This window comes from Cupriavidus necator N-1 (assembly GCF_000219215.1).
Classification (GTDB): Bacteria; Pseudomonadota; Gammaproteobacteria; order Burkholderiales; family Burkholderiaceae; genus Cupriavidus; species Cupriavidus necator.
The window spans coordinates 769,385-787,179 of record NC_015726.1; the positions used below are offsets into that span (position 1 = coordinate 769,385).

Consider the following 17,795-nt stretch of genomic DNA (forward strand, 5'->3'; position numbering starts at 1 on the left):
GTGACGGCTGAAGAATGCGCCATTATCGCCGACACCGGCCAGCGTGCAATGCGCCGTGCCTGGCCCAGTTGTCAGCCTGCGGTCAGGCACGAGCCGCTATAATGCCCGCCATCCAACAACACACCGCAGGCATCTGGAGAATCGCATGAGCTTCAATCTCGTGTCCCCGGGCAAGGACATCCCCAACGATTTCAACGTCATCATCGAGATCTCGGCCCAGAGCGATCCGGTGAAGTACGAGGCAGACAAGGAAACCGGCCTGCTGTTCGTCGACCGCTTTATCGGCACCGGCATGCGCTATCCGGCCAACTATGGCTACATCCCGCAGACGCTGTCGGGCGATGGCGACCCGGTGGATGTGCTGGTGCTGTCGCCGTTCCCGATCCTGGCCGGCGCCGTGGTGCGCTGCCGTGCACTCGGGATGCTGAAGATGACCGACGAGTCGGGCGTGGACGCCAAGCTGGTGGCTGTACCCCTGGATAAGCTGTCGCCGGCCACCGCCTACATGAAGGGCCTGTCGGACGTGCCGCAGAATCAGCTGGACCAGATCAAGCACTTCTTTGAGCACTACAAGGCACTGGAAGCCGGCAAGTGGGTCAAGGTCGAAGGCTGGGCCGGCATCGAGGAAGCCCACAAGGAAATCACCGACGGCGTGGCCAACTACAAGAAGTAAGCTGAACCGCCGCTGAAGAAGCCCCGCTCCGGCGGGGTTTTTTGTTGCCGCGCGCTTGACGCACCGCAGTACCTGGGCAAGTGCCTTGCGCTACGCTGTGCGGGTGCTGACAAGAGGAGTCCCCATGCATTCCATCACCGAAATCCAGGCATCGCCGCAGGCCTTGTCGCCGTCGCGCCGCTATGACCGGCTGGCGGTGTGCTTCCACTGGGCGGTATTCCTGCTGGTGGCGCTGGCCTATGCCGCGATCGAGCTGAAGGGCAGTTTTGCCAAGGGCACGCCGCCGCGCGCGCTGGCGATGACGGTCCATGAATGGGCAGGCGCTCTGGTGCTGGTGCTGGCGGTGCCGCGCCTGCTGTGGCGCCTGGTGCACGGCGCGCCCGCGCCGGAGCCGGGCGCGCGCTGGATGCAGTTGGTCGGCGAGGCCATGCACTGGGTGTTTTACCTGTATATCCTGGCCCAGCCGCTGCTGGGGCTGCTGGCGATGAACGCTGGCGGCCACCTGCTGGTGCTGCCTTCGCTGGGGATAGAAGTGCCAGCGCTGGTGGCAGCCGACCCGGCGCTGAAGGACACCGTCAAGGCAATCCACGAGACCCTGGGCACCGCCTTCTACCTGGTGATCGGGCTGCATGCGATGGCGTCGCTGTTCCACCACTACATGCTGGGCGACAATACGCTACGGCGGATGTGGCGCTGAGCGCCGGCTCGCGTGTTCAGGCGCGGGCGAACGGGTTGCGCTCGCCCAGCTCGTCCAGGTAGGCGTCGATGCCCTGGCGCTCGCGTTCCAGGAAGCGCTCGACGGCATCGGCAAAAGCGGGATGCGCCAGCCAGTGGGCCGAGCGCGTGGCCACCGGCAGGAAGCCGCGCGCCATCTTGTGCTCGCCCTGGGCGCCGCCTTCGAAGGTGCGTATGCCTTGCTCGATGCAGAATTCCAGCGGCTGGTAGTACGCGGTTTCGAAGTGCAGGCAGGCGTGGTACTCCAGCGCGCCCCAGTAGCGCCCGTAGAGCGTGCTGACTTCGGGCGTATCGTCATAGACCAGCAGCGAGCTGGCGATGGGCTGGCCCTCGCGCTCGGCGATCACCAGCAGCAGGTGCTGCGGCATGGCGGCGCCGATGCGCCGGAAGAAATCCAGGTTCAGGTAGGGCGTGGAATGGTGCTCGCGGTAGGTCTGGCGATAGCACCGGTTGAAGAACTTCCACGCATCGTCGTCGATCTGCGCGCCACGCAAACGCCGGAAAGTGATGCCGGCCTGCGCCACCTGGCGGCGCTCGGCGCGGATGTTCTTGCGCTTTTTCTGCGACAGCGTGGCGAGGAAGTCGTCGAAGCTGCCGTAGCCGTCGTTGGTCCAGTGGAACTGCACGCCGTGCCGCATCAGCATGCCGGCCTGCTGCATCAGGGCGGCCTCGGCCTCGTCGGGGAACAGGATGTGCAGCGACGACATCTGGCTTTCGGCGGCCAGCGCCAGCGCCATCTGCAGCAGCAGGCGGCGCGCATGGGCGTCTTCGGCCAGCAGCCGCGCGCCGCGCACCGGCGTGAAGGGAATTGCCGCCAGCCATTTGGGGTAGTACTCGAGCCCGTTGCGGGCATAGGCGTCGGCCCAGGCCCAGTCGAAGACATACTCGCCATAGGAATGCGCCTTGGCGTAGAGCGGCATGGCCGCGGCCAGCCGTTCCGGGTGGCCGTCCTTGGCCGGAGCCCATAACGTCAGGTAGCGCGGGTTCCACCCGGTTTCGGCGCAGGCGCTGCCGCTGGCGTGCAGGGCATGCAGGAAGGCGTGCTTCAGGAACGGCGTGGCATCCGCGTGGTGCGCCACCAGGGCGTCCCAGGCGGCGGCATCGATCTCGCCCAGGTCGGAGATGATCTCGGTACGGTATTCCTGCGCAGGGTCGCCCGCCGCCTTGCGCTTGTGCTGTGCCGGCTGGCGCTGGTCCTTGCCAGGCACGCATGATTCAGACTGCATTGCACCAGTTTCCGTCTGTGGATCGAGCGAGTCTACCGGAAACGATGCGCCGTTGCTGTGCCCGCGGCAGGCGCGGGGCGGCCGTCGTAAAATGGAGCATCCTCGTCACCAGTGCTGCCGAGGCATCCCGGGATGCTTCAGGCGGCCCGCCTGCGCGCGGCATGGTCCGTCCGATAACCAAGGCCCGATATGAAGAACCCGTTTTTCAACCTGTATTCCCACGGCTTTGCGCGTGTCGCGGTGGGCGTGCCCGTCTGCCGGGTGGCCGACCCGGCCTTCAACGCGGCCGAGACCATTGCCCTGGCGGCGCAGGCGGCACAGCAGGGCGCCGTGCTGGTGGCGTTCCCGGAACTGGGCATCTCCGCCTATACCTGCGACGACCTGTTCCACCAGCGCGCGCTGCTGGACGCCTGCGAGGCGGCGCTGGCCACCATCGTCGAGGCCTCGCGCAAGCTGCCGGCGGCGCTGATCGTCGGCATGCCGCTGCGGGTCGAGCACCAGTTGTTCAACTGCGCCGTGGTGGTGGCGCGCGGGCGTATCCAGGGCGTGGTGCCCAAGTCCTACCTGCCGAACTACTGGGAGTTCTATGAGGCGCGCCAGTTCAGCGCCGCCGACAACGCCGCGGTCGAGTCCATCCGGCTGCTGGGCCAGGACGTGCCGTTCGGCGCCGGGTTGCTGTTCGATGTCGAAGACATCCCCGACTTCCGCTTCCATGCGGAAATCTGCGAAGACGTCTGGGTGCCGATCCCGCCGTCGTCGTTCGCGGCGCTGGCCGGGGCCACGGTGCTGGTCAACCTGTCGGCCTCGAATATCGTGGTCGGCAAGGCCGGCTACCGGCACCAGCTGGTCTCGCAGCAGTCGGCGCGATGCCTGGCGGCCTACCTGTACACCTCGGCCGGCAAGGGCGAGTCCTCCACCGACCTGGCCTGGGACGGCCAGGCGCTGATCTGCGAGAACGGCGAGCTGCTGGCCGAATCCGAGCGCTTTGCCGATACCTCGCACCTGCTCTGCGCCGATATCGACGTCGAGCGGCTGTCGCGCGAGCGCATGCACCAGGTGACCTTCGGCCACTCGGTGCGCCGGCACAAGGCAGAAGTGGACAAGTTCCGTGTGGTGCGCTTCCCGCTCGACCTGACCCTGGAAAAATCGCTGCCGCTGGCGCGCAACGTGGCGCGCTTCCCGTACGTGCCGGCCGATCCGCGCCAGCGCGACGAACGCTGCATGGAGGTCTACAACATTCAGGTGCAGGCGCTGGTGCAGCGCCTGTCGGCGAGCAAGATCAGCAAGGTGGTGATCGGCGTCTCGGGCGGGCTGGATTCCACTCACGCGTTGCTGGTCTGCGCCAAGGCGATGGACCGCCTGGGCCTGCCGCGCGCCAATATCCTGGCCTACACCATGCCGGGCTTTGCCACCAGCGACCGCACGCTGCTGCAGGCGCGCCAGCTGATGCAGATGGTGGGCTGCACCGCGACCGAGATCGATATCCGCCCGTCGTGCCTGGCCATGCTGAAGGACCTGGGCCACCCGTACGCCGCCGGCGAGAAGGTCTATGACGTGACCTTCGAGAACGTGCAGGCCGGCGAGCGCACCAACCACCTGTTCCGGCTGGCCAACTTCCACCATGCCATCGTGATCGGCACCGGCGACCTGAGTGAACTGGCGCTGGGCTGGTGCACCTATGGCGTGGGCGACCACATGTCGCACTACAACGTCAACGCCAGCGTGCCCAAGACGCTGATCTCGCACCTGGTGCGCTGGGTGGCTGAGACCGGGCAGGTGGGCGAGGGCGGTTCCGACGTGCTGCTGGCCGTGCTCGACACCGACATCAGCCCCGAGCTGGTTCCGGGCGACAGCAACCACGGCCCCGAGCAGAAGACCGAGAGCACCATCGGCCCGTATGAGCTGCAGGACTTCAACCTCTACTACACGCTGCGCTTCGGCTTCACGCCGTCCAAGATCGCCTTCCTGGCGCTGCACGCCTGGGGCGACCGCGAGCGCGGCGTATGGCCCAACGGCCCGCATGTGGTGCGCAACCAGTACGGGCTGCCGGAGATCAAGCGCAACCTGGCGATCTTCCTGGACCGCTTCTTCCGCACCAGCCAGTTCAAGCGCTCGTGCATCCCGAACGCGCCCAAGGTGGGCTCGGGCGGATCGCTGTCGCCGCGCGGTGACTGGCGTGCGCCGAGCGATTCAGAGTCGGTGGTGTGGCTGGCGGACCTGGAGAAGGTGCCGGATTGATGACCGTTTCTTGCCGATAAGAAAAATGGCCCGCATCGTGCGGGCCATTTTTCTGACTGCGTGATTGTCATGGCGCCGGGCCGGAAACCAGTTTCAGCCCCACCACGCCACCCAGGATCAGCGCGATGCAGCCCATGCGCGCCAGCGACGCGGGCTCGCCCAGCCAAAGCATCCCGAGCATCGCGGTGCCCGCCGCGCCGATACCGGTCCACACCGCATAGGCCGTGCCCACCGGCAGCACGCGCAGCGACAGCGTCAGAAGCAGGATGCTGGCCATCCCGGTGGCGACCGCATAGACGCTGGGCCAGAACCGGCTGAAGCCGGCCGACCATTTCATGCCGAAGGCGAAGGCGATTTCAAGCAGGCCGGCAACGGCCAACAGGGTCCAGGACATCTCTCAGGCGGCCAGCAGGCGATGCGTGAACAGGCTGTGCAGCGTGCGCACGAACAGCACCACGATCGCGGTCGTCAGCACCAGCAGGATCAGTCCCGCCAGCCAGGCCAGCACGGCGGACTGCTCGTGCCCGGCGTACTTCAGCGCCGCGTTCGATAGCGCCGCCATCGGGAAGCTGATGGCCCACCACGACGGCGCGAACGGCGCCGGGCGGCGGAACACGCGCCACGACAACAGCAGGAACAGGAACAGGCCGAAGTAGAACAGCATGCCGGCGAACATGTCGACGCTGCCGGTCATATTGACGTAGGCCAGGAAGCCCACCTCGAACGGCGCGATCAGGATGATCAGCGACGGCACCATGCCGGCCGGTAGCGGATCGTGGTGGATCAGGCGCGAGATGATCATGGTGAAGAACACCAGCGCGATCACGGTGCCGACGCCGACGGCGAGCAGGTTGACTTCATGCGCCCAGGCCATCGGCATGGTGCCGCCGGCCACGGCGATGTCCAGCGTGGCCACGCCGGGGATCAGCCACGCCGGCACCACGTTCGCCGCCTCGGTCCGGCCGTGCAGCAGCCGCCCGGCGATGACAAAAGTCAGCCCCACGGTGATCACGGTACCGAGCGTCCAGATCATCTGGCCCAGAGTCTCGTGATGCGCGCTGACCACCGACGACAGCAGCAGGATCGCAATCGCGATGGTGCCGAAGAAGTTGCCGGCGACGGGGTGGCTGAACTCGGCCCTGACCGCGTCCGGGTAGCGCAGCCACTTGGCCAGGTAGCCGGCGGCCAGCGCCAGGAAGGCGAGCACCGCGACCACGCCAACCGCGTTGCCAATGACGGGGCTGACGCCGAATGCGGAGCCGGCGCCGCGCCATGCCATGGACAGGCCAGACAGGCCCATGACGGCGCCAAACAGGTTGACCGGAAGGTGTTTCACAGAGCTGCGCGGCGCCGGCAGGGTGGCCGCGGGATGGGCTGCAAGAGTCATAGGGGTGGGTCTGCTTTTCAGTGGGGGCGCCGGCTTGGCGTGCCTGGCGGGAGGGTTGCCGGGGCCGCGTCCTGGATCGGACGGGGCCTGGTGAAAGGAATTATGGTTGCCGCTCTTGCTGGCCGAAAGGCGCTAGACACGTCAAATCCAGCCAAACCAATCGCGATGTCTGCCAGCGCCCGCGCAGCGCCGGAATTCCTGCCTAGACTGCGCCCCGGTTCTGATCCGGAGTGAGAGGAAAGACAGGAATGACTAGACGAAACATGAAAAGAGCCAGCATGGCTGGATTGCTGCTGGCGTGCTGCCTGGGCCTCGCGGCCTGCATCCAGGCGCCGATCCGGCGCCACGAAGGCGAACCCGTGCTGCGGCACGGGCAGGGCGGCGCACGCGAGCATGTCGACGGGGTTGATATCTGGATGCGCGGCGAACCGCCGCGGCCCTACGAGGTGCTGGCCTACACCAGCGTGGAAACGCCGGAAGGCTGGATCGGCGAACGCTTCCTGCTGAAGCGGGTGGCCAGCCGCGTGCGCGAAGCGGGCGGCGACGCTGCGCTGCTCGGCGACCAGCGCAGCCGAGTGGTCGCGCTGCAGCGCGCCGGCAGTCACACCGCGCTGGCGGAGTCGCAGCGCATCGTCGAGATCACCATCGTGCGTTACCGCTGACCCTCCGCGCTGGCGGAATCTGCCTAGACTGCCAATATCAGCCACGCGCCAGCCAACCGCCGGCCACCGCCCCGGTCCCCTGCCTTGCTGCCATGAAGATTGCCGTCGTTGCCTTCCCCGGCTTCCAGATGCTGGACCTCGCCGGCCCCATTGACGTGTTCCACGAAGGTGCCCGCCAGGCCGGGCAGCCTGACGCCTACCAGTTCGAGATCATCGCGCCGGTCCCGGGCCTGCTGACTGCCTCCAACGGCATGCGCGTCGAGCCGGACGCGACGCTCGATACTTGCAGTGACGATATCGACACGCTGCTGGTCGCAGGCGGCCCGGGGTTGCGGCAGCAGCAGCAGGACGAGACCGTCAGCGCCTGGCTGGCACGGCAGGCCCGGACCGTGCGGCGGATGGGGTCGGTCTGCTCCGGCGCGATGGTGCTGGCGCATGCGGGCCTGCTTGACGGGCGCAGCGTCACCACGCACTGGAACACCACCGACCGCCTGGCGCGCTTGTTTCCGGGCGTCCAGGTCGAACCGGACCGGATCTATGTCAAGGACGGCAACCTGTACACCTCGGCCGGCGTGACCGCGGGCCTGGACCTGGCGCTGGCTCTGGTCGAGGAGGATTTCGGCCGCGCCGTGGCGCTGCGCGTGGCGCGCGAGCTGGTGATGTTCCTCAAGCGTCCGGGCGGGCAGTCGCAGTTCAGTGCCCACCTGGCGGCGCAGACCGCCGAGCGCAACGCGATCCGTGAGGTGCAGGGCTGGGTGGTCGAGAACCTGGCGGGCAACCTGTCGGTGGAGGCGCTGGCGGTGCATGCCGGCATGAGCGCGCGCAACTTTGCCCGCATCTTCAAGCAGGAATGCCAGGTGACGCCGGCGGATTTTGTCGAGGCCGCGCGCATCGATGCCGCGCGTCGGCTGCTGGAGGGCTCGCGCCATCCGCTCAAGCGCGTGGCGGCGCTGGCCGGCTTCAGCGATCCGAACAACCTGCGCCGCGCCTTTTTGCGCCGGGTCGGGGTGGCACCGTCGGACTACCGGCGCCGCTTTCGCGGCGAGACCTGAGCAAGTGCTGTGCACAGGGCTTGCACAGGCTTTGCACAGGTTTTCCGGTCTGGTATCCACAGGGTTGTCCACAGCCTTGGGCGCCGGCGGGCCGCCACGCGGTGCGCGCTGGCGAACGTTCTGGCCGCGCCGGGCGAGGGATAGCGGGGAATACGTGGCGCCAATGACTGGTAAAATGCCAGCCGGAGAGCGCCGCGACCGCGGCGATGCGCCGCCAGGCGTGTGAACAAACGATAAACAGGGGCCAGTCATGAAGCAGATTACCGCCATCATCAAACCGTTCAAGCTCGACGAGGTGCGTGAAGCCCTGGCCGACGTCGGCGTGACCGGGCTGACGGTGACCGAAGTGAAGGGATTTGGCCGCCAGAAAGGGCATACCGAGCTCTACCGTGGCGCCGAGTATGTGGTCGACTTCCTGCCCAAGATCAAGATCGAAGTGGTGGTGGCCGAGAACCAGCTGGACACCGTGCTGGACGCCATCGTCAAGGCCGCCCACACCGGCAAGATCGGCGACGGCAAGATCTTCGTCACCGAGATCGAGCGCGTGATCCGCATCCGCACCGGCGAGCAGGACGAAGCCGCGGTCTGAGCCACGGGGCCAGGACAGAAAGACGCCGCCTTGCGAGGCGGCGTTTTTGTTGGCGGGGTGGCGTTCAGCTGGGCAGCTTCCACCCGTAGCGCACCGACACCAGCCGCATGGCGATGATCGCCACTGCCCCGGTCAGCAGCGCCGCTTCCTGCTGCACCGCCAGCCAGCTCATGCCGACATAGATCCAGCAGCCGATAAAGGAGCAGGTGGCGTAGGGCGAGCGGTCGCGCAGGATCATCGGCACCTCATTGCACAGCACGTCGCGCACCACGCCGCCGAACACGGCCGAGATGATGCCCATCATCACCGCCACGGTGGGCGTCATCTGCGCCACCAGCGCCAGCGAGGCGCCGGTCACCGAGAACAGCCCCAGCCCGATCGCGTCGGCCACGATCATGGCCCGGTCCGAGGCCACGCGGCTGACCACGCGCAGCACGAACGAGGCGCCGAACGACATCACGAAGATCAGCAGCACGTAGCCTTCGTGGTCGACCCAGTAGAACGGGCGCCGGTCCAGCAGCACGTCGCGCACGGTGCCGCCGCCAAAGGCGGTGGCAAACGCCACCACGAAGGTGCCGACCACGTCCAGGCGCTGCTTGCGCGCGTCAACCACGCCCGAAACCGCAAAGGCGAGCACGCCGATCACCTCCATGATGTGGAGGATCAGGGGCAGCCGCCCCATCAGCAAATCAAGCGGAACGTGCATCCGTGGCGAGGCGTCAGGTGCGCGGCTGGCGCAGCAGCACCATCAGTGCGCCGGCGCCGCCTTCGGCCTCGCGCGCCTGCACGAAGGCGAGCACTTCTTCCTTCTGCACCAGCCAGCTGCGCACCTTGCCCTTGAGCACCGGCTGCTTGTCGGGCGAGCCCAGGCCCTTGCCGTGGATCACGCGCACGCAGCGCACGCCGTTGCGCACCGAGCGGCGCAGGAACTCGGCCAGCGCCTCGCGCGCCTCGTCGCTGCGCAGGCCGTGCAGGTCGACCTTGTCCTGCGGCACCCATTCGCCGCGGCGCAGCTTGCGGATCACGTCCATGCCGATGCCGGGCCGACGGAACGACAGGGTCTCGTCGGTTTCCAGCAGGCTTTCCACGTCGAAATCATCGGACAGCGAGGCCGCCAGCACCGCTTCGTCGTTGCGGCGCGACTGCACCGGCACCGGGGCGGGCTTGCTGGCGGGCACGGGGGCGCGGTTGCGGTCGCGCAGCTGGCTGACCTGGCCCACGCTGGTGCGGAAGACGTCGGCCTCCTCGCGGGCGCGCTGGGCGGCCTGCTCGGCGGCCACGCGCTCGGTTTCTCGGCGCTCGGTATCGGCCTTGAGGGTGTCGCGCAGCCTGGCAAGGTCGTTCAGGCCGAATCGTTGGGGCGGTCGGTCGGGTTTGCGGGCGCCGTGCGTCATTGAGAATCTCCGGGGGCTCGGCGCCGATTATATCGACTGGCGGGGCAGCAGGAGGGCGGCACGAGGTGCCGAGGGGGACGCGCCGGCGGGCCGTGACGGCCCGGCCGGCGGAGGGAGCTGTGCTTACTTCAGAGCTTCGACAAAGCGCTGGGCGTCCAGCGCGGCCATGCAGCCCGTGCCGGCGCTGGTGATGGCCTGGCGGTAGACATGGTCCTGCACGTCGCCGGCGGCAAACACGCCCGGCACGCTGGTGGCGGTGGCGTCGCCCTGCAGGCCTGATTTGGTCACCAGGTAGCCGTTCTCCATGGCCAGCTGGCCTTCGAACAGGTCGGTGTTGGGCTTGTGGCCGATGGCGATGAACACGCCGGCCAGCTTCAGGTCCTCGGCCTGGCCGGTCTTGGTGCCGCGGACGCGGATGCCGGTCACGCCCGATTCATCGCCCAGCACCTCGTCCAGCACGCTGTCGTAGCGGATCACCACGCGGCCTTCCTTTTCACGCTGCAGCAGGCGGTCGACCAGGATCGGCTCGGCGCGGAAGCTGTCGCGGCGGTGGATCACGGTGACCTTGCTGGCGATATGCGACAGGTACAGCGCCTCTTCCACGGCGGTGTTGCCGCCGCCGACCACGGCCACTTCCTGGTTCTTGTAGAAGAAGCCGTCGCAGGTGGCGCAGGCCGACACGCCGCGGCCCATAAAGGACTCTTCGGACGGCAGGCCCAGGTACTGCGCCGAGGCGCCGGTGGCGATGATCAGCGCGTCGCACGTATATTCACCGGCGTCGCCGATCAGGCGGAAGGGGCGGGCCGGCTGGCCGTTGTCGTCCACCAGCTTGGCGGTGTGGATGTGATCGAAGATGATTTCGGTCTTGAATTCCTCGGCGTGCGCCAGCAGGCGCTGCATCAGTTCAGGACCCTGGACGCCCTTGGCATCGCCCGGCCAGTTCTCGACGTCCGTGGTGGTCATCAGCTGGCCGCCCTGTGCCAGGCCGGTGATCAGCACCGGCTCCAGGTTAGCGCGGGCCGCGTAGACCGCGGCGGTGTAGCCGGCGGGACCAGAACCGAGAATCAGCACTTTTGCGTGTTTTGCCATGATGCGTTCCTGTGGCCGGTGCGGCATGCTGCCCACCGGCATTGCTCGAAAGCGACATTATAAGAGGAGCCGCATTTGCTCACTGTTGCAAATTCCAATGAGTGCGATAGTCTCGGGCCACGTTAAAATGGCCGCCACGATGACCGTCAGTCACCCGGTGAGTGACCACTGACCGATGCCGGCATCGGCCCGAAACGCATCCGGAATCACCTTACACGCGAGTCTTAACCAGGCATGGCCCGAGCTACCACGACCACCCGCACCGATCCCTCAGCCTTGCCATCCCGCATCGGCAAACTGCTGGGCGAGGTCCGCTGGTTCCTGCTGCTGGCCGTCACGCTGGGCTTCCTGTGCGTGCTGGCCAGCTACAGCAAGACCGATCCCGGCTGGTCACATGCCAACCAGGTTGCCGATATCCACAACCTGGGCGGCCGCGTCGGCGCCTGGGTGGCCGACGTGCTGTTTTTTATCTTCGGCTTTTCCGCCTACTGGCTGGCGGTGCTGCTGGTGCGCCGCTGCTGGCGCGGCTGGCGCACGCTGACCGCCGAGCTGCCCGAGCGAGCGGACCACGGCCTGCACCGTCAGGGCGTGACCGTCAGCTGGATCGGCTTCGGGCTGACCCTGTTCTCCAGCATGGGCCTGGAGGCGATCCGCATGTACCCGCTGCGCGCCGCGCTGCCGCGCGCGCCGGGCGGGGTGCTGGGCGACCTGCTGGGCGGCTGGCTGCAGGTGGCGCTGGGTTTCACCGGCGCGACCCTGCTGCTGTTGCTGCTGCTGGCGATCGGGCTGTCACTGTTCTTCCATTTCTCCTGGCTGACCGTGGCCGAGCACGTCGGCGGCTTTGTCGAGACCCTGTTCCTGGGCTTCAAGGCCCGCCGCGAGAGCAAGCAGGACCGCATTATCGGCGAGGCCGCCAAGACCGAGCGCAAGGAAACCGTCGAGGTGCAACGCGTGCGCATCGAAGAAGCAGCGCCGGTGCAGATCGTGCGCCCGCAGGCGGTGCCCAAGCATGAGCGAGTCGAGCGCGAGAAGCAGCAGCCGCTGTTCGCCGATATTCAGGACTCTGACCTGCCGCCGCTGTCGCTGCTGGACCCGATCCCGCCGCACCAGGAAACCGTCAGCGCCGAGACCCTGGAATTCACCTCGCGCCTGATCGAGAAGAAGCTCAAGGACTTCGGCGTCGAGGTCAAGGTGGTGGCGGCCTACCCGGGCCCGGTCATCACACGGTATGAGATCGAGCCCGCCACCGGCGTCAAGGGCAGCCAGGTGGTGAACCTGGCGCGCGACCTGGCGCGCTCGCTGTCGCTGGTGTCGATCCGCGTGGTTGAGACCATCCCGGGCAAGAACTACATGGGGCTGGAGCTGCCCAACCCGAAGCGCCAGACCGTGCGCCTGTCGGAAATCCTTGGTTCGCAGGTCTACAACGAGAGCGCGTCCAGCCTGACCATGGCGTTGGGCAAGGACATCGCCGGCAAGCCGATGGTGGCCGACCTGGCCCGCATGCCGCACTGCATGGTGGCCGGCACCACCGGCTCGGGCAAGTCGGTCGGCATCAACGCGATGATCCTGTCGCTGCTGTACAAGGCCAAGGCGGAAAGCGTACGCCTGATCCTGATCGACCCGAAGATGCTTGAAATGAGCGTCTACGAGGGCATCCCGCACCTGCTGTGCCCGGTGGTGACCGACATGCGCCAGGCCGGCAATGCCCTGAACTGGGCCGTCGGCGAGATGGAGCGCCGCTACAAGCTGATGAGCAAGCTGGGCGTGCGCAACCTGGCCGGCTACAACAAGAAGATCGACGAGGCCGCGGCCCGCGAAGAGAAGATCCCCAACCCGTTCAGCCTGACCCCGGACGCCCCGGAGCCGCTGGACCGGCTGCCCACCATCGTCATCGTCATCGACGAGCTGGCCGACCTGATGATGGTGGTCGGCAAGAAGGTGGAAGAGCTGATCGCCCGCATCGCGCAGAAGGCGCGCGCGGCCGGCCTGCACCTGGTGCTGGCCACGCAGCGCCCGTCGGTGGACGTGATCACCGGCCTGATCAAGGCCAACGTGCCGACCCGGATCGCGTTCCAGGTCAGCAGCAAGATCGACTCGCGCACCATCCTCGACCAGCAGGGTGCCGAAGCCCTGCTGGGCATGGGCGACATGCTCTACCTGGCGCCGGGCACCGGCTTGCCGGTGCGCGTGCACGGCGCCTTTGTCTCGGATGAGGAAGTCCACCGCGTGGTGGAAAAGCTCAAGGAATCCGGCGAGGCCAACTACATCGAGGGCATCCTCGAAGGCGGCCTGACCGATGACGCCGGCGGCGGCGACGGGTTTGGCGGCGGTGCCGGCATTGGCGGTGGCGGCGGCGAGGCCGATCCGCTGTACGACCAGGCAGTCGAGGTGGTGCTGAAGAACCGGCGCGCGTCGATCTCGCTGGTGCAGCGCCACCTGCGCATCGGCTACAACCGCGCCGCGCGGCTTCTCGAAGACATGGAAAAGGCCGGCATGGTCTCGGCCATGTCGGGCAACGGCAACCGCGACATCCTGGTGCAGGGCGCGGGTGCTGCCCGCGAAGATGACTGAGCGCCGCTCGCGCAGCCCTCGTAATATCCGGTTACCCGCCGACGTGCGGTGCGCGGAATCCCCGGGCCGCCGGCGGCTCTAAAAGGAGAGGTTGCCCGTGCCCGACGCGGCGCAGGCAACGCACCTACAACTACCAGGACCCGAACCATGCGAAACCGCATCCTCGTGTCGGCTTGCGCCGCGCTGGCGATGTTTGCCCTCCAGGCGCCGGCCCATGCCGCCGCCACCGACCAGTTGCAGAGTTTTGTCACCGGCGTGAAGAGCGCGCGCGGCGAGTTCACGCAGCGCCAGGTCAAGGGGCAGGGCGCCAACGGCAAGGTGACCGGCACCTCCAGCGGCACCTTTGTGTTCTCGCGCCCGGGCAAGTTCACCTGGCGCTATACCAAGCCTTACGACCAGCTGCTGCAGGCCGACGGCCAGACCCTGTATATCTACGACAAGGACCTGAACCAGGTCACCGAGCGCAAGCTCGACGGCGCGCTCGGCTCCAGCCCGGCGGCGATCCTGTTCGGCAGCAATGACCTGGAAAAGAACTTCGTGGTCAAGAACGGCCCGACGCGCGATGGCGTAGAGTGGCTGGAGCTGACGCCCAAGGCCAAGGACACGCAGTTCGAGCGCATCGGCATCGGCTTCAAGGCCGGCAATCTTGAGGCCATGGAGCTGCGCGACGCGTTCGGCAACACCACCCTGCTGACCTTCACGGGCATGCAGAAGAACCCGCCGCTGGCGGCTGATGCATTCCGGTTCACGGTGCCCAAGGGCGCCGATGTGATGAAGCAGTGAGGCCCGCCATGAACGATCCGCAGGAAGGTCCCGCAGTCACCATCCGTTCCCGGCGCCGCCAGCGCGCCGTGCTGCTGGCCAGTGCCGGCGCGCTGCTGTTGGCGGCATGCGCCAGCAGCGGCGGCGGCGCCAGCAAGTTCGATGTCGATTCCTTCCTGCGCGCATCGGACTCGGCGTTGCCCGAAGTACTGGGCAATGGGGCCTTCCTCAAGGCCACGCGCGTGCCTGCCACCGACTGCGCGGTGATGCTGCAATCGGCCAGCACCGGCGTACTGGAAGACCTGCCGCCGAGCAGCAGCGCGCGCGGCCCGGCCTGGCTGTTGCACCCGAAGGACAAGCCCGGCGAGGTATGGCTGGTGGTCAGCGAGTCCGGCGGCGAGCGCACCTGCCACGGCCCGTTGCCGGCCGACGCCATGCAGGCGCTGGCCGCCCGGGCCAAGGGCTGAACCTGGGGCGCCGCCGTCAGTGCGGCTTGATGGCGATCTTCAGCACGCCGTCGCGCTGGTTGGCGAACAGGTCGTAGGCCGCGACGATGTCGTCCAGCTTGTACTGGTGCGTCACCAGCGCGCCCAGGTCGACGCGGCCCGACTCGATCACATTGATCAGCCGCCGCATGCGCTCCTTGCCGCCGGGGCACAGCGCGGTGTTGATCTTGTGGTCGCCCAGCCCTGCAGCGAAGGCCGACAGCGGAATGGTCAGGTCGCTTGAGTAGACCCCCAGGCTGGACAGCGTGCCGCCGGGCTTGAGCACGCGCAGCGACTGCTCGAAGGTTGCCTGCGTACCCAGCGCCTCGATCGAGGCATCCACGCCGCGCCCGCCGGTCAGCTTCATGACCTCGTCCACCACGTCGCAGTTGCGGAAGTTCAGGACCACGTCCGCGCCCATCTTGCGCGCGATCTCCAGCCGGTGGTCGTTGCCGTCGATGGCGATGATGGTGGTGGCGCCGCACAGCCGCGCGCCGGCGGTCGCGCATAGCCCGATCGGGCCCTGCGCGAACACGGCCACGGTGTCGCCGATGCGGATATTGGCGTTTTCCGCGCCCTTGAAGCCGGTGGACATGATGTCGGGGCACATCAGCACCTGCTCGTCGGTGAGGCCATCGGGGATCTGCGCCAGGTTGGCCTGGGCGTCGGGCACCAGCACATATTCCGCCTGGGTACCGTCGATCATGTTGCCGAAGCGCCAGCCGGCGGTCGCCTTGTAGCCGTGGCAGCCGCACTGCCCGCTGGCCATCAGGTAGCTGCCATCCTGCGAGGCCACGCCGTCCTGCGCCGCGTAGGAGTTGAAGTTGGGGCAGATTGCGCCGGCGATCACGCGCTGGCCTTCGCGGTATCCCGTAACCGCGCTGCCGAGCTTTTCGATGATGCCGACGGGTTCATGGCCCACGGTCAGGCCCTTCGCCACCGGGTACTCACCCTTGAGGATGTGCACGTCGGTGCCGCAGATGGTGGTGGTGGTGATACGCACCAGGGCATCGTTGGGGCCGATATCCGGGATGGGCTTGTCTGCCAGTTCGATCCGGCCAGGCTCGACAAAAACGGCGGCTTTCATCATTGCGGTCACGCGTTGCTCCCAGGGAAGGCGCAAGGGGATGCGCGGTGGGTGGAGTGGGGCGGGATGTTGCCGGTCCGCTTACTCACTGATAGCACGCATGGGTTATAGCCCGGTTTATCCAGATCAAGCCGAGGCCACACGGAAAATGTGCACAATACATGGCAATCCGGCAAAAGTTTCATATCGGTGTGCAAGGAAGCTGAACGCTGCGGTATGCCGCGGGTCCCAGCGTCCTCATACTCGCCATACCCATCAGGAGAACAACATGATTGCGATGCGAACTATCCTCTGCTGGACGCGCCAGGCCGCCACGCTGGCGGCGGGCGGGGTCCTGCTGGCAGCTTGCGCGGCGCAGCCGCCGGCGCCCGCGCCGACCGGCCCGCAAGGCGCGCGTGGCACGCCCGAGGGTTGTGCCGCCGACAAGCTGGCCGACGATGCCCTGGTCGGCAAGACCGAGGCCGAGGTCATCGGCCTGCTGCAGGGCTGCGCGTGGCGCCTGGGCGAGCGCGACGGCCAGCAGTTCCCCGGCACCATGGACTACAACCCGCAGCGCCGCACCCTGGGCGTCAAGGCCGGCAAGGTAGTCTGGGTGCGCCGCGGCTGAGGCCGGGCGCGCATCCTGCTGGCATTGATCTGTCAACTGCCGCCAACATGACGGAATTGTAATTTGACGGTCTGAACAAGAATCAATATTGTTTCCCGCTGACCGGAATCCAATAACCGGGCGGCCCCGGGGTGCCCGGCGGCTGCCCAAACCATGCTGGGGAGCCATCCGCGTGAAGACCACTATCCGAACCTTGCTGCCGCGCGCTGCGGCGCTGGCCCTGCTGATCCTGCCGCTCGCCGCGGCGGCGCAGGAAAAGGTGCTCAACCTCTACACCGCGCGGCACTACCAGACGGACGAAGCGCTGTACACCAACTTCACCAAGCAGACCGGCATCAAGATCAACCGCATCGAAGGCCAGGAAGACCCGCTGCTGGAGCGCATCCGCAATGAAGGCGCCAACAGCCCGGCGGACGTGTTCATCACGGTGGATATCGGCCGCCTGTGGCGCGCCCAGCAGGCTGGCGTGTTTGCGCCGGTAAAGTCGAAGGTGCTGGAATCGCGCATCCCGGCCAACTACCGGGACGCCAATGGCGAATGGTTCGGCTTCTCGGCGCGCGGCCGCGTGATCGCCTACAACAAGACCGCGGTCAAGGCCGGCGATATCGCCAGCTATGAAGACCTGGCCGATCCCAAGTGGAAAGGCAAGGTCTGCACGCGTTCCAGCGGCCATGTCTACAACCTGTCGCTGGTTTCCAGCCTGATCGCCCACGATGGCGAGGCACGCACCGAGCAATGGGCGCGCGGCGTGGCCGCCAACCTGGCGCGCGTGCCCAAGGGCGGCGACACCGACCAGCTCAAGGCGGTTGCCGCCGGCGAATGCGACGTGGCCATTGCCAACACCTACTACATCGCGCGCCTGCTGAAGTCGACCAAGCCGGAAGACAAGGCCGTGGCCGACAAGCTGGGCGTGCTGTGGCCGAACCAGTCGAGCCAGGGCGTGCACATGAATGTCTCGGGCGGCGGCATGCTCAAGCATGCGCCCAACAAGGAAGCGGCGGTCAAGTTCCTGGAGTACCTGGCCAGCGACGAGGCCCAGCGCTACTTTGCCGACGGCAATAACGAATGGCCGGTGGTGCAGGGCGTGAAGGTCAGCAATCCGGCGCTGGAAGCGCTGGGCACGTTCAAGTCCGACACCATCAACGTGGCCGAACTGGGCAAGTACCAGCCGCAGGCACAGAAGCTGGTGGACCGCGCCGGCTTCAAGTAAGCCGCCACGGCCTTTGCAGCAGGGCGGT

18 protein-coding genes are annotated in these 17,795 nt (G+C 67.2%); 11 read left to right on the forward strand and 7 right to left on the reverse strand.

All coding sequences use genetic code 11. The annotated features are described in order from the left end of the window. Nucleotides 1-145: 145 nt before the first annotated feature. On the forward strand, nucleotides 146-673 hold the full coding sequence (gene ppa / locus CNE_RS03665; protein WP_013955799.1) for an inorganic diphosphatase: 528 nt from the start codon (nucleotides 146-148) through the stop codon (nucleotides 671-673). Nucleotides 674-797: 124 nt separating this feature from the next. Further along, entirely contained in the window at nucleotides 798-1,370 is a 573-nt protein-coding gene (locus tag CNE_RS03670; RefSeq protein ID WP_013955800.1) for a cytochrome b, read from the forward strand. A 16-nt stretch (nucleotides 1,371-1,386) separates the two neighbouring features. On the opposite strand, the gene CNE_RS03675 is transcribed toward CNE_RS03670, so the two are convergent. Next, nucleotides 1,387-2,634: a GNAT family N-acetyltransferase gene (locus tag CNE_RS03675; RefSeq protein WP_013955801.1), complete on the reverse strand. Its 1,248-nt coding sequence runs from the start codon at nucleotides 2,632-2,634 to the stop codon at nucleotides 1,387-1,389. A gap of 189 nt (nucleotides 2,635-2,823) precedes the next feature. On the opposite strand from CNE_RS03675, the gene CNE_RS03680 reads away from it, so the two are divergent. Then, entirely contained in the window at nucleotides 2,824-4,872 is a 2,049-nt protein-coding gene (locus CNE_RS03680; RefSeq protein WP_013955802.1) for an NAD(+) synthase, read from the forward strand. 67 nt (nucleotides 4,873-4,939) lie between these two features. On the opposite strand, the gene CNE_RS03685 is transcribed toward CNE_RS03680, so the two are convergent. Beyond that, nucleotides 4,940-5,266, reverse strand: coding sequence for a DMT family transporter (locus CNE_RS03685; RefSeq protein ID WP_013955803.1), 327 nt, complete (start codon nucleotides 5,264-5,266; stop codon nucleotides 4,940-4,942). A 3-nt stretch (nucleotides 5,267-5,269) separates the two neighbouring features. Then, nucleotides 5,270-6,259 (reverse strand): SLAC1 anion channel family protein, encoded by a 990-nt coding sequence (locus CNE_RS03690; RefSeq protein WP_013955804.1) that lies wholly within the window; start codon nucleotides 6,257-6,259, stop codon nucleotides 5,270-5,272. 248 nt (nucleotides 6,260-6,507) lie between these two features. Between CNE_RS03690 and CNE_RS03695 the strand changes: the two genes are divergently transcribed. The 3 genes from CNE_RS03695 (at nucleotide 6,508) to glnK (ending at nucleotide 8,562) form a co-directional block, all read left to right on the forward strand. After that, a complete protein-coding gene (locus CNE_RS03695) occupies nucleotides 6,508-6,921 on the forward strand; it encodes a hypothetical protein (protein ID WP_013955805.1) in 414 nt (137 codons plus the stop codon). Between the two features lie 92 nt (nucleotides 6,922-7,013). Then, on the forward strand, nucleotides 7,014-7,973 hold the full coding sequence (locus CNE_RS03700; protein WP_013955806.1) for a GlxA family transcriptional regulator: 960 nt from the start codon (nucleotides 7,014-7,016) through the stop codon (nucleotides 7,971-7,973). A gap of 250 nt (nucleotides 7,974-8,223) precedes the next feature. Next, the gene (gene glnK, locus CNE_RS03705) at nucleotides 8,224-8,562 is read left to right on the forward strand and encodes a P-II family nitrogen regulator (RefSeq protein ID WP_006162803.1); all 339 of its coding nucleotides are present in this window, start codon (nucleotides 8,224-8,226) and stop codon (nucleotides 8,560-8,562) included. 64 nt (nucleotides 8,563-8,626) lie between these two features. Here the strand turns inward: glnK and CNE_RS03710 are convergent, their stop codons facing one another. From CNE_RS03710 to trxB, 3 genes are all read right to left on the reverse strand, one after another. Then, nucleotides 8,627-9,268 (reverse strand): trimeric intracellular cation channel family protein, encoded by a 642-nt coding sequence (locus CNE_RS03710; RefSeq protein WP_013955807.1) that lies wholly within the window; start codon nucleotides 9,266-9,268, stop codon nucleotides 8,627-8,629. Between the two features lie 13 nt (nucleotides 9,269-9,281). Then, complete coding sequence (locus tag CNE_RS03715; RefSeq protein WP_013955808.1) at nucleotides 9,282-9,956, reverse strand: Smr/MutS family protein; 675 nt, start codon at nucleotides 9,954-9,956, stop codon at nucleotides 9,282-9,284. 123 nt (nucleotides 9,957-10,079) lie between these two features. Next, nucleotides 10,080-11,045, reverse strand: coding sequence for a thioredoxin-disulfide reductase (gene trxB / locus CNE_RS03720; RefSeq protein ID WP_010813000.1), 966 nt, complete (start codon nucleotides 11,043-11,045; stop codon nucleotides 10,080-10,082). A gap of 234 nt (nucleotides 11,046-11,279) precedes the next feature. Between trxB and CNE_RS03725 the strand changes: the two genes are divergently transcribed. From CNE_RS03725 to CNE_RS03735, 3 genes are all read left to right on the forward strand, one after another. Further along, nucleotides 11,280-13,616 (forward strand): DNA translocase FtsK, encoded by a 2,337-nt coding sequence (locus CNE_RS03725; protein WP_013955809.1) that lies wholly within the window; start codon nucleotides 11,280-11,282, stop codon nucleotides 13,614-13,616. A gap of 147 nt (nucleotides 13,617-13,763) precedes the next feature. Continuing rightward, nucleotides 13,764-14,399 carry an outer membrane lipoprotein chaperone LolA gene (gene lolA / locus CNE_RS03730; RefSeq protein WP_013955810.1) on the forward strand — a complete coding sequence of 212 codons (636 nt, stop codon included), beginning with the start codon at nucleotides 13,764-13,766 and terminating at the stop codon, nucleotides 14,397-14,399. Between the two features lie 8 nt (nucleotides 14,400-14,407). Beyond that, on the forward strand, nucleotides 14,408-14,845 hold the full coding sequence (locus CNE_RS03735; RefSeq protein ID WP_013955811.1) for a hypothetical protein: 438 nt from the start codon (nucleotides 14,408-14,410) through the stop codon (nucleotides 14,843-14,845). Nucleotides 14,846-14,861: 16 nt separating this feature from the next. Here CNE_RS03735 and CNE_RS03740 read toward each other — a convergent pair whose 3' ends face one another. Beyond that, nucleotides 14,862-15,962, reverse strand: coding sequence for an NAD(P)-dependent alcohol dehydrogenase (locus CNE_RS03740; protein WP_013955812.1), 1,101 nt, complete (start codon nucleotides 15,960-15,962; stop codon nucleotides 14,862-14,864). A 256-nt stretch (nucleotides 15,963-16,218) separates the two neighbouring features. Here CNE_RS03740 and CNE_RS03745 point away from each other — a divergent pair, with 256 nt between their 5' ends. Then, nucleotides 16,219-16,557 (forward strand): hypothetical protein, encoded by a 339-nt coding sequence (locus CNE_RS03745; RefSeq protein ID WP_013955813.1) that lies wholly within the window; start codon nucleotides 16,219-16,221, stop codon nucleotides 16,555-16,557. A gap of 172 nt (nucleotides 16,558-16,729) precedes the next feature. Continuing rightward, nucleotides 16,730-17,767: a Fe(3+) ABC transporter substrate-binding protein gene (locus CNE_RS03750; protein WP_013955814.1), complete on the forward strand. Its 1,038-nt coding sequence runs from the start codon at nucleotides 16,730-16,732 to the stop codon at nucleotides 17,765-17,767. Nucleotides 17,768-17,795 lie beyond the last annotated feature (28 nt).

Coding starts and splice junctions, on each gene's coding strand:
- ppa (WP_013955799.1), top strand. CDS start 146: ATGAGCTTCAATCTCGTGTCCCCGGGCAAGGACATCCCCAACGATTTC.
- CNE_RS03670 (WP_013955800.1), top strand. CDS start 798: ATGCATTCCATCACCGAAATCCAGGCATCGCCGCAGGCCTTGTCGCCG.
- CNE_RS03675 (WP_013955801.1), bottom strand. CDS start 2,634: ATGCAGTCTGAATCATGCGTGCCTGGCAAGGACCAGCGCCAGCCGGCA.
- CNE_RS03680 (WP_013955802.1), top strand. CDS start 2,824: ATGAAGAACCCGTTTTTCAACCTGTATTCCCACGGCTTTGCGCGTGTC.
- CNE_RS03685 (WP_013955803.1), bottom strand. CDS start 5,266: ATGTCCTGGACCCTGTTGGCCGTTGCCGGCCTGCTTGAAATCGCCTTC.
- CNE_RS03690 (WP_013955804.1), bottom strand. CDS start 6,259: ATGACTCTTGCAGCCCATCCCGCGGCCACCCTGCCGGCGCCGCGCAGC.
- CNE_RS03695 (WP_013955805.1), top strand. CDS start 6,508: ATGACTAGACGAAACATGAAAAGAGCCAGCATGGCTGGATTGCTGCTG.
- CNE_RS03700 (WP_013955806.1), top strand. CDS start 7,014: ATGAAGATTGCCGTCGTTGCCTTCCCCGGCTTCCAGATGCTGGACCTC.
- glnK (WP_006162803.1), top strand. CDS start 8,224: ATGAAGCAGATTACCGCCATCATCAAACCGTTCAAGCTCGACGAGGTG.
- CNE_RS03710 (WP_013955807.1), bottom strand. CDS start 9,268: ATGCACGTTCCGCTTGATTTGCTGATGGGGCGGCTGCCCCTGATCCTC.
- CNE_RS03715 (WP_013955808.1), bottom strand. CDS start 9,956: ATGACGCACGGCGCCCGCAAACCCGACCGACCGCCCCAACGATTCGGC.
- trxB (WP_010813000.1), bottom strand. CDS start 11,045: ATGGCAAAACACGCAAAAGTGCTGATTCTCGGTTCTGGTCCCGCCGGC.
- CNE_RS03725 (WP_013955809.1), top strand. CDS start 11,280: ATGGCCCGAGCTACCACGACCACCCGCACCGATCCCTCAGCCTTGCCA.
- lolA (WP_013955810.1), top strand. CDS start 13,764: ATGCGAAACCGCATCCTCGTGTCGGCTTGCGCCGCGCTGGCGATGTTT.
- CNE_RS03735 (WP_013955811.1), top strand. CDS start 14,408: ATGAACGATCCGCAGGAAGGTCCCGCAGTCACCATCCGTTCCCGGCGC.
- CNE_RS03745 (WP_013955813.1), top strand. CDS start 16,219: ATGATTGCGATGCGAACTATCCTCTGCTGGACGCGCCAGGCCGCCACG.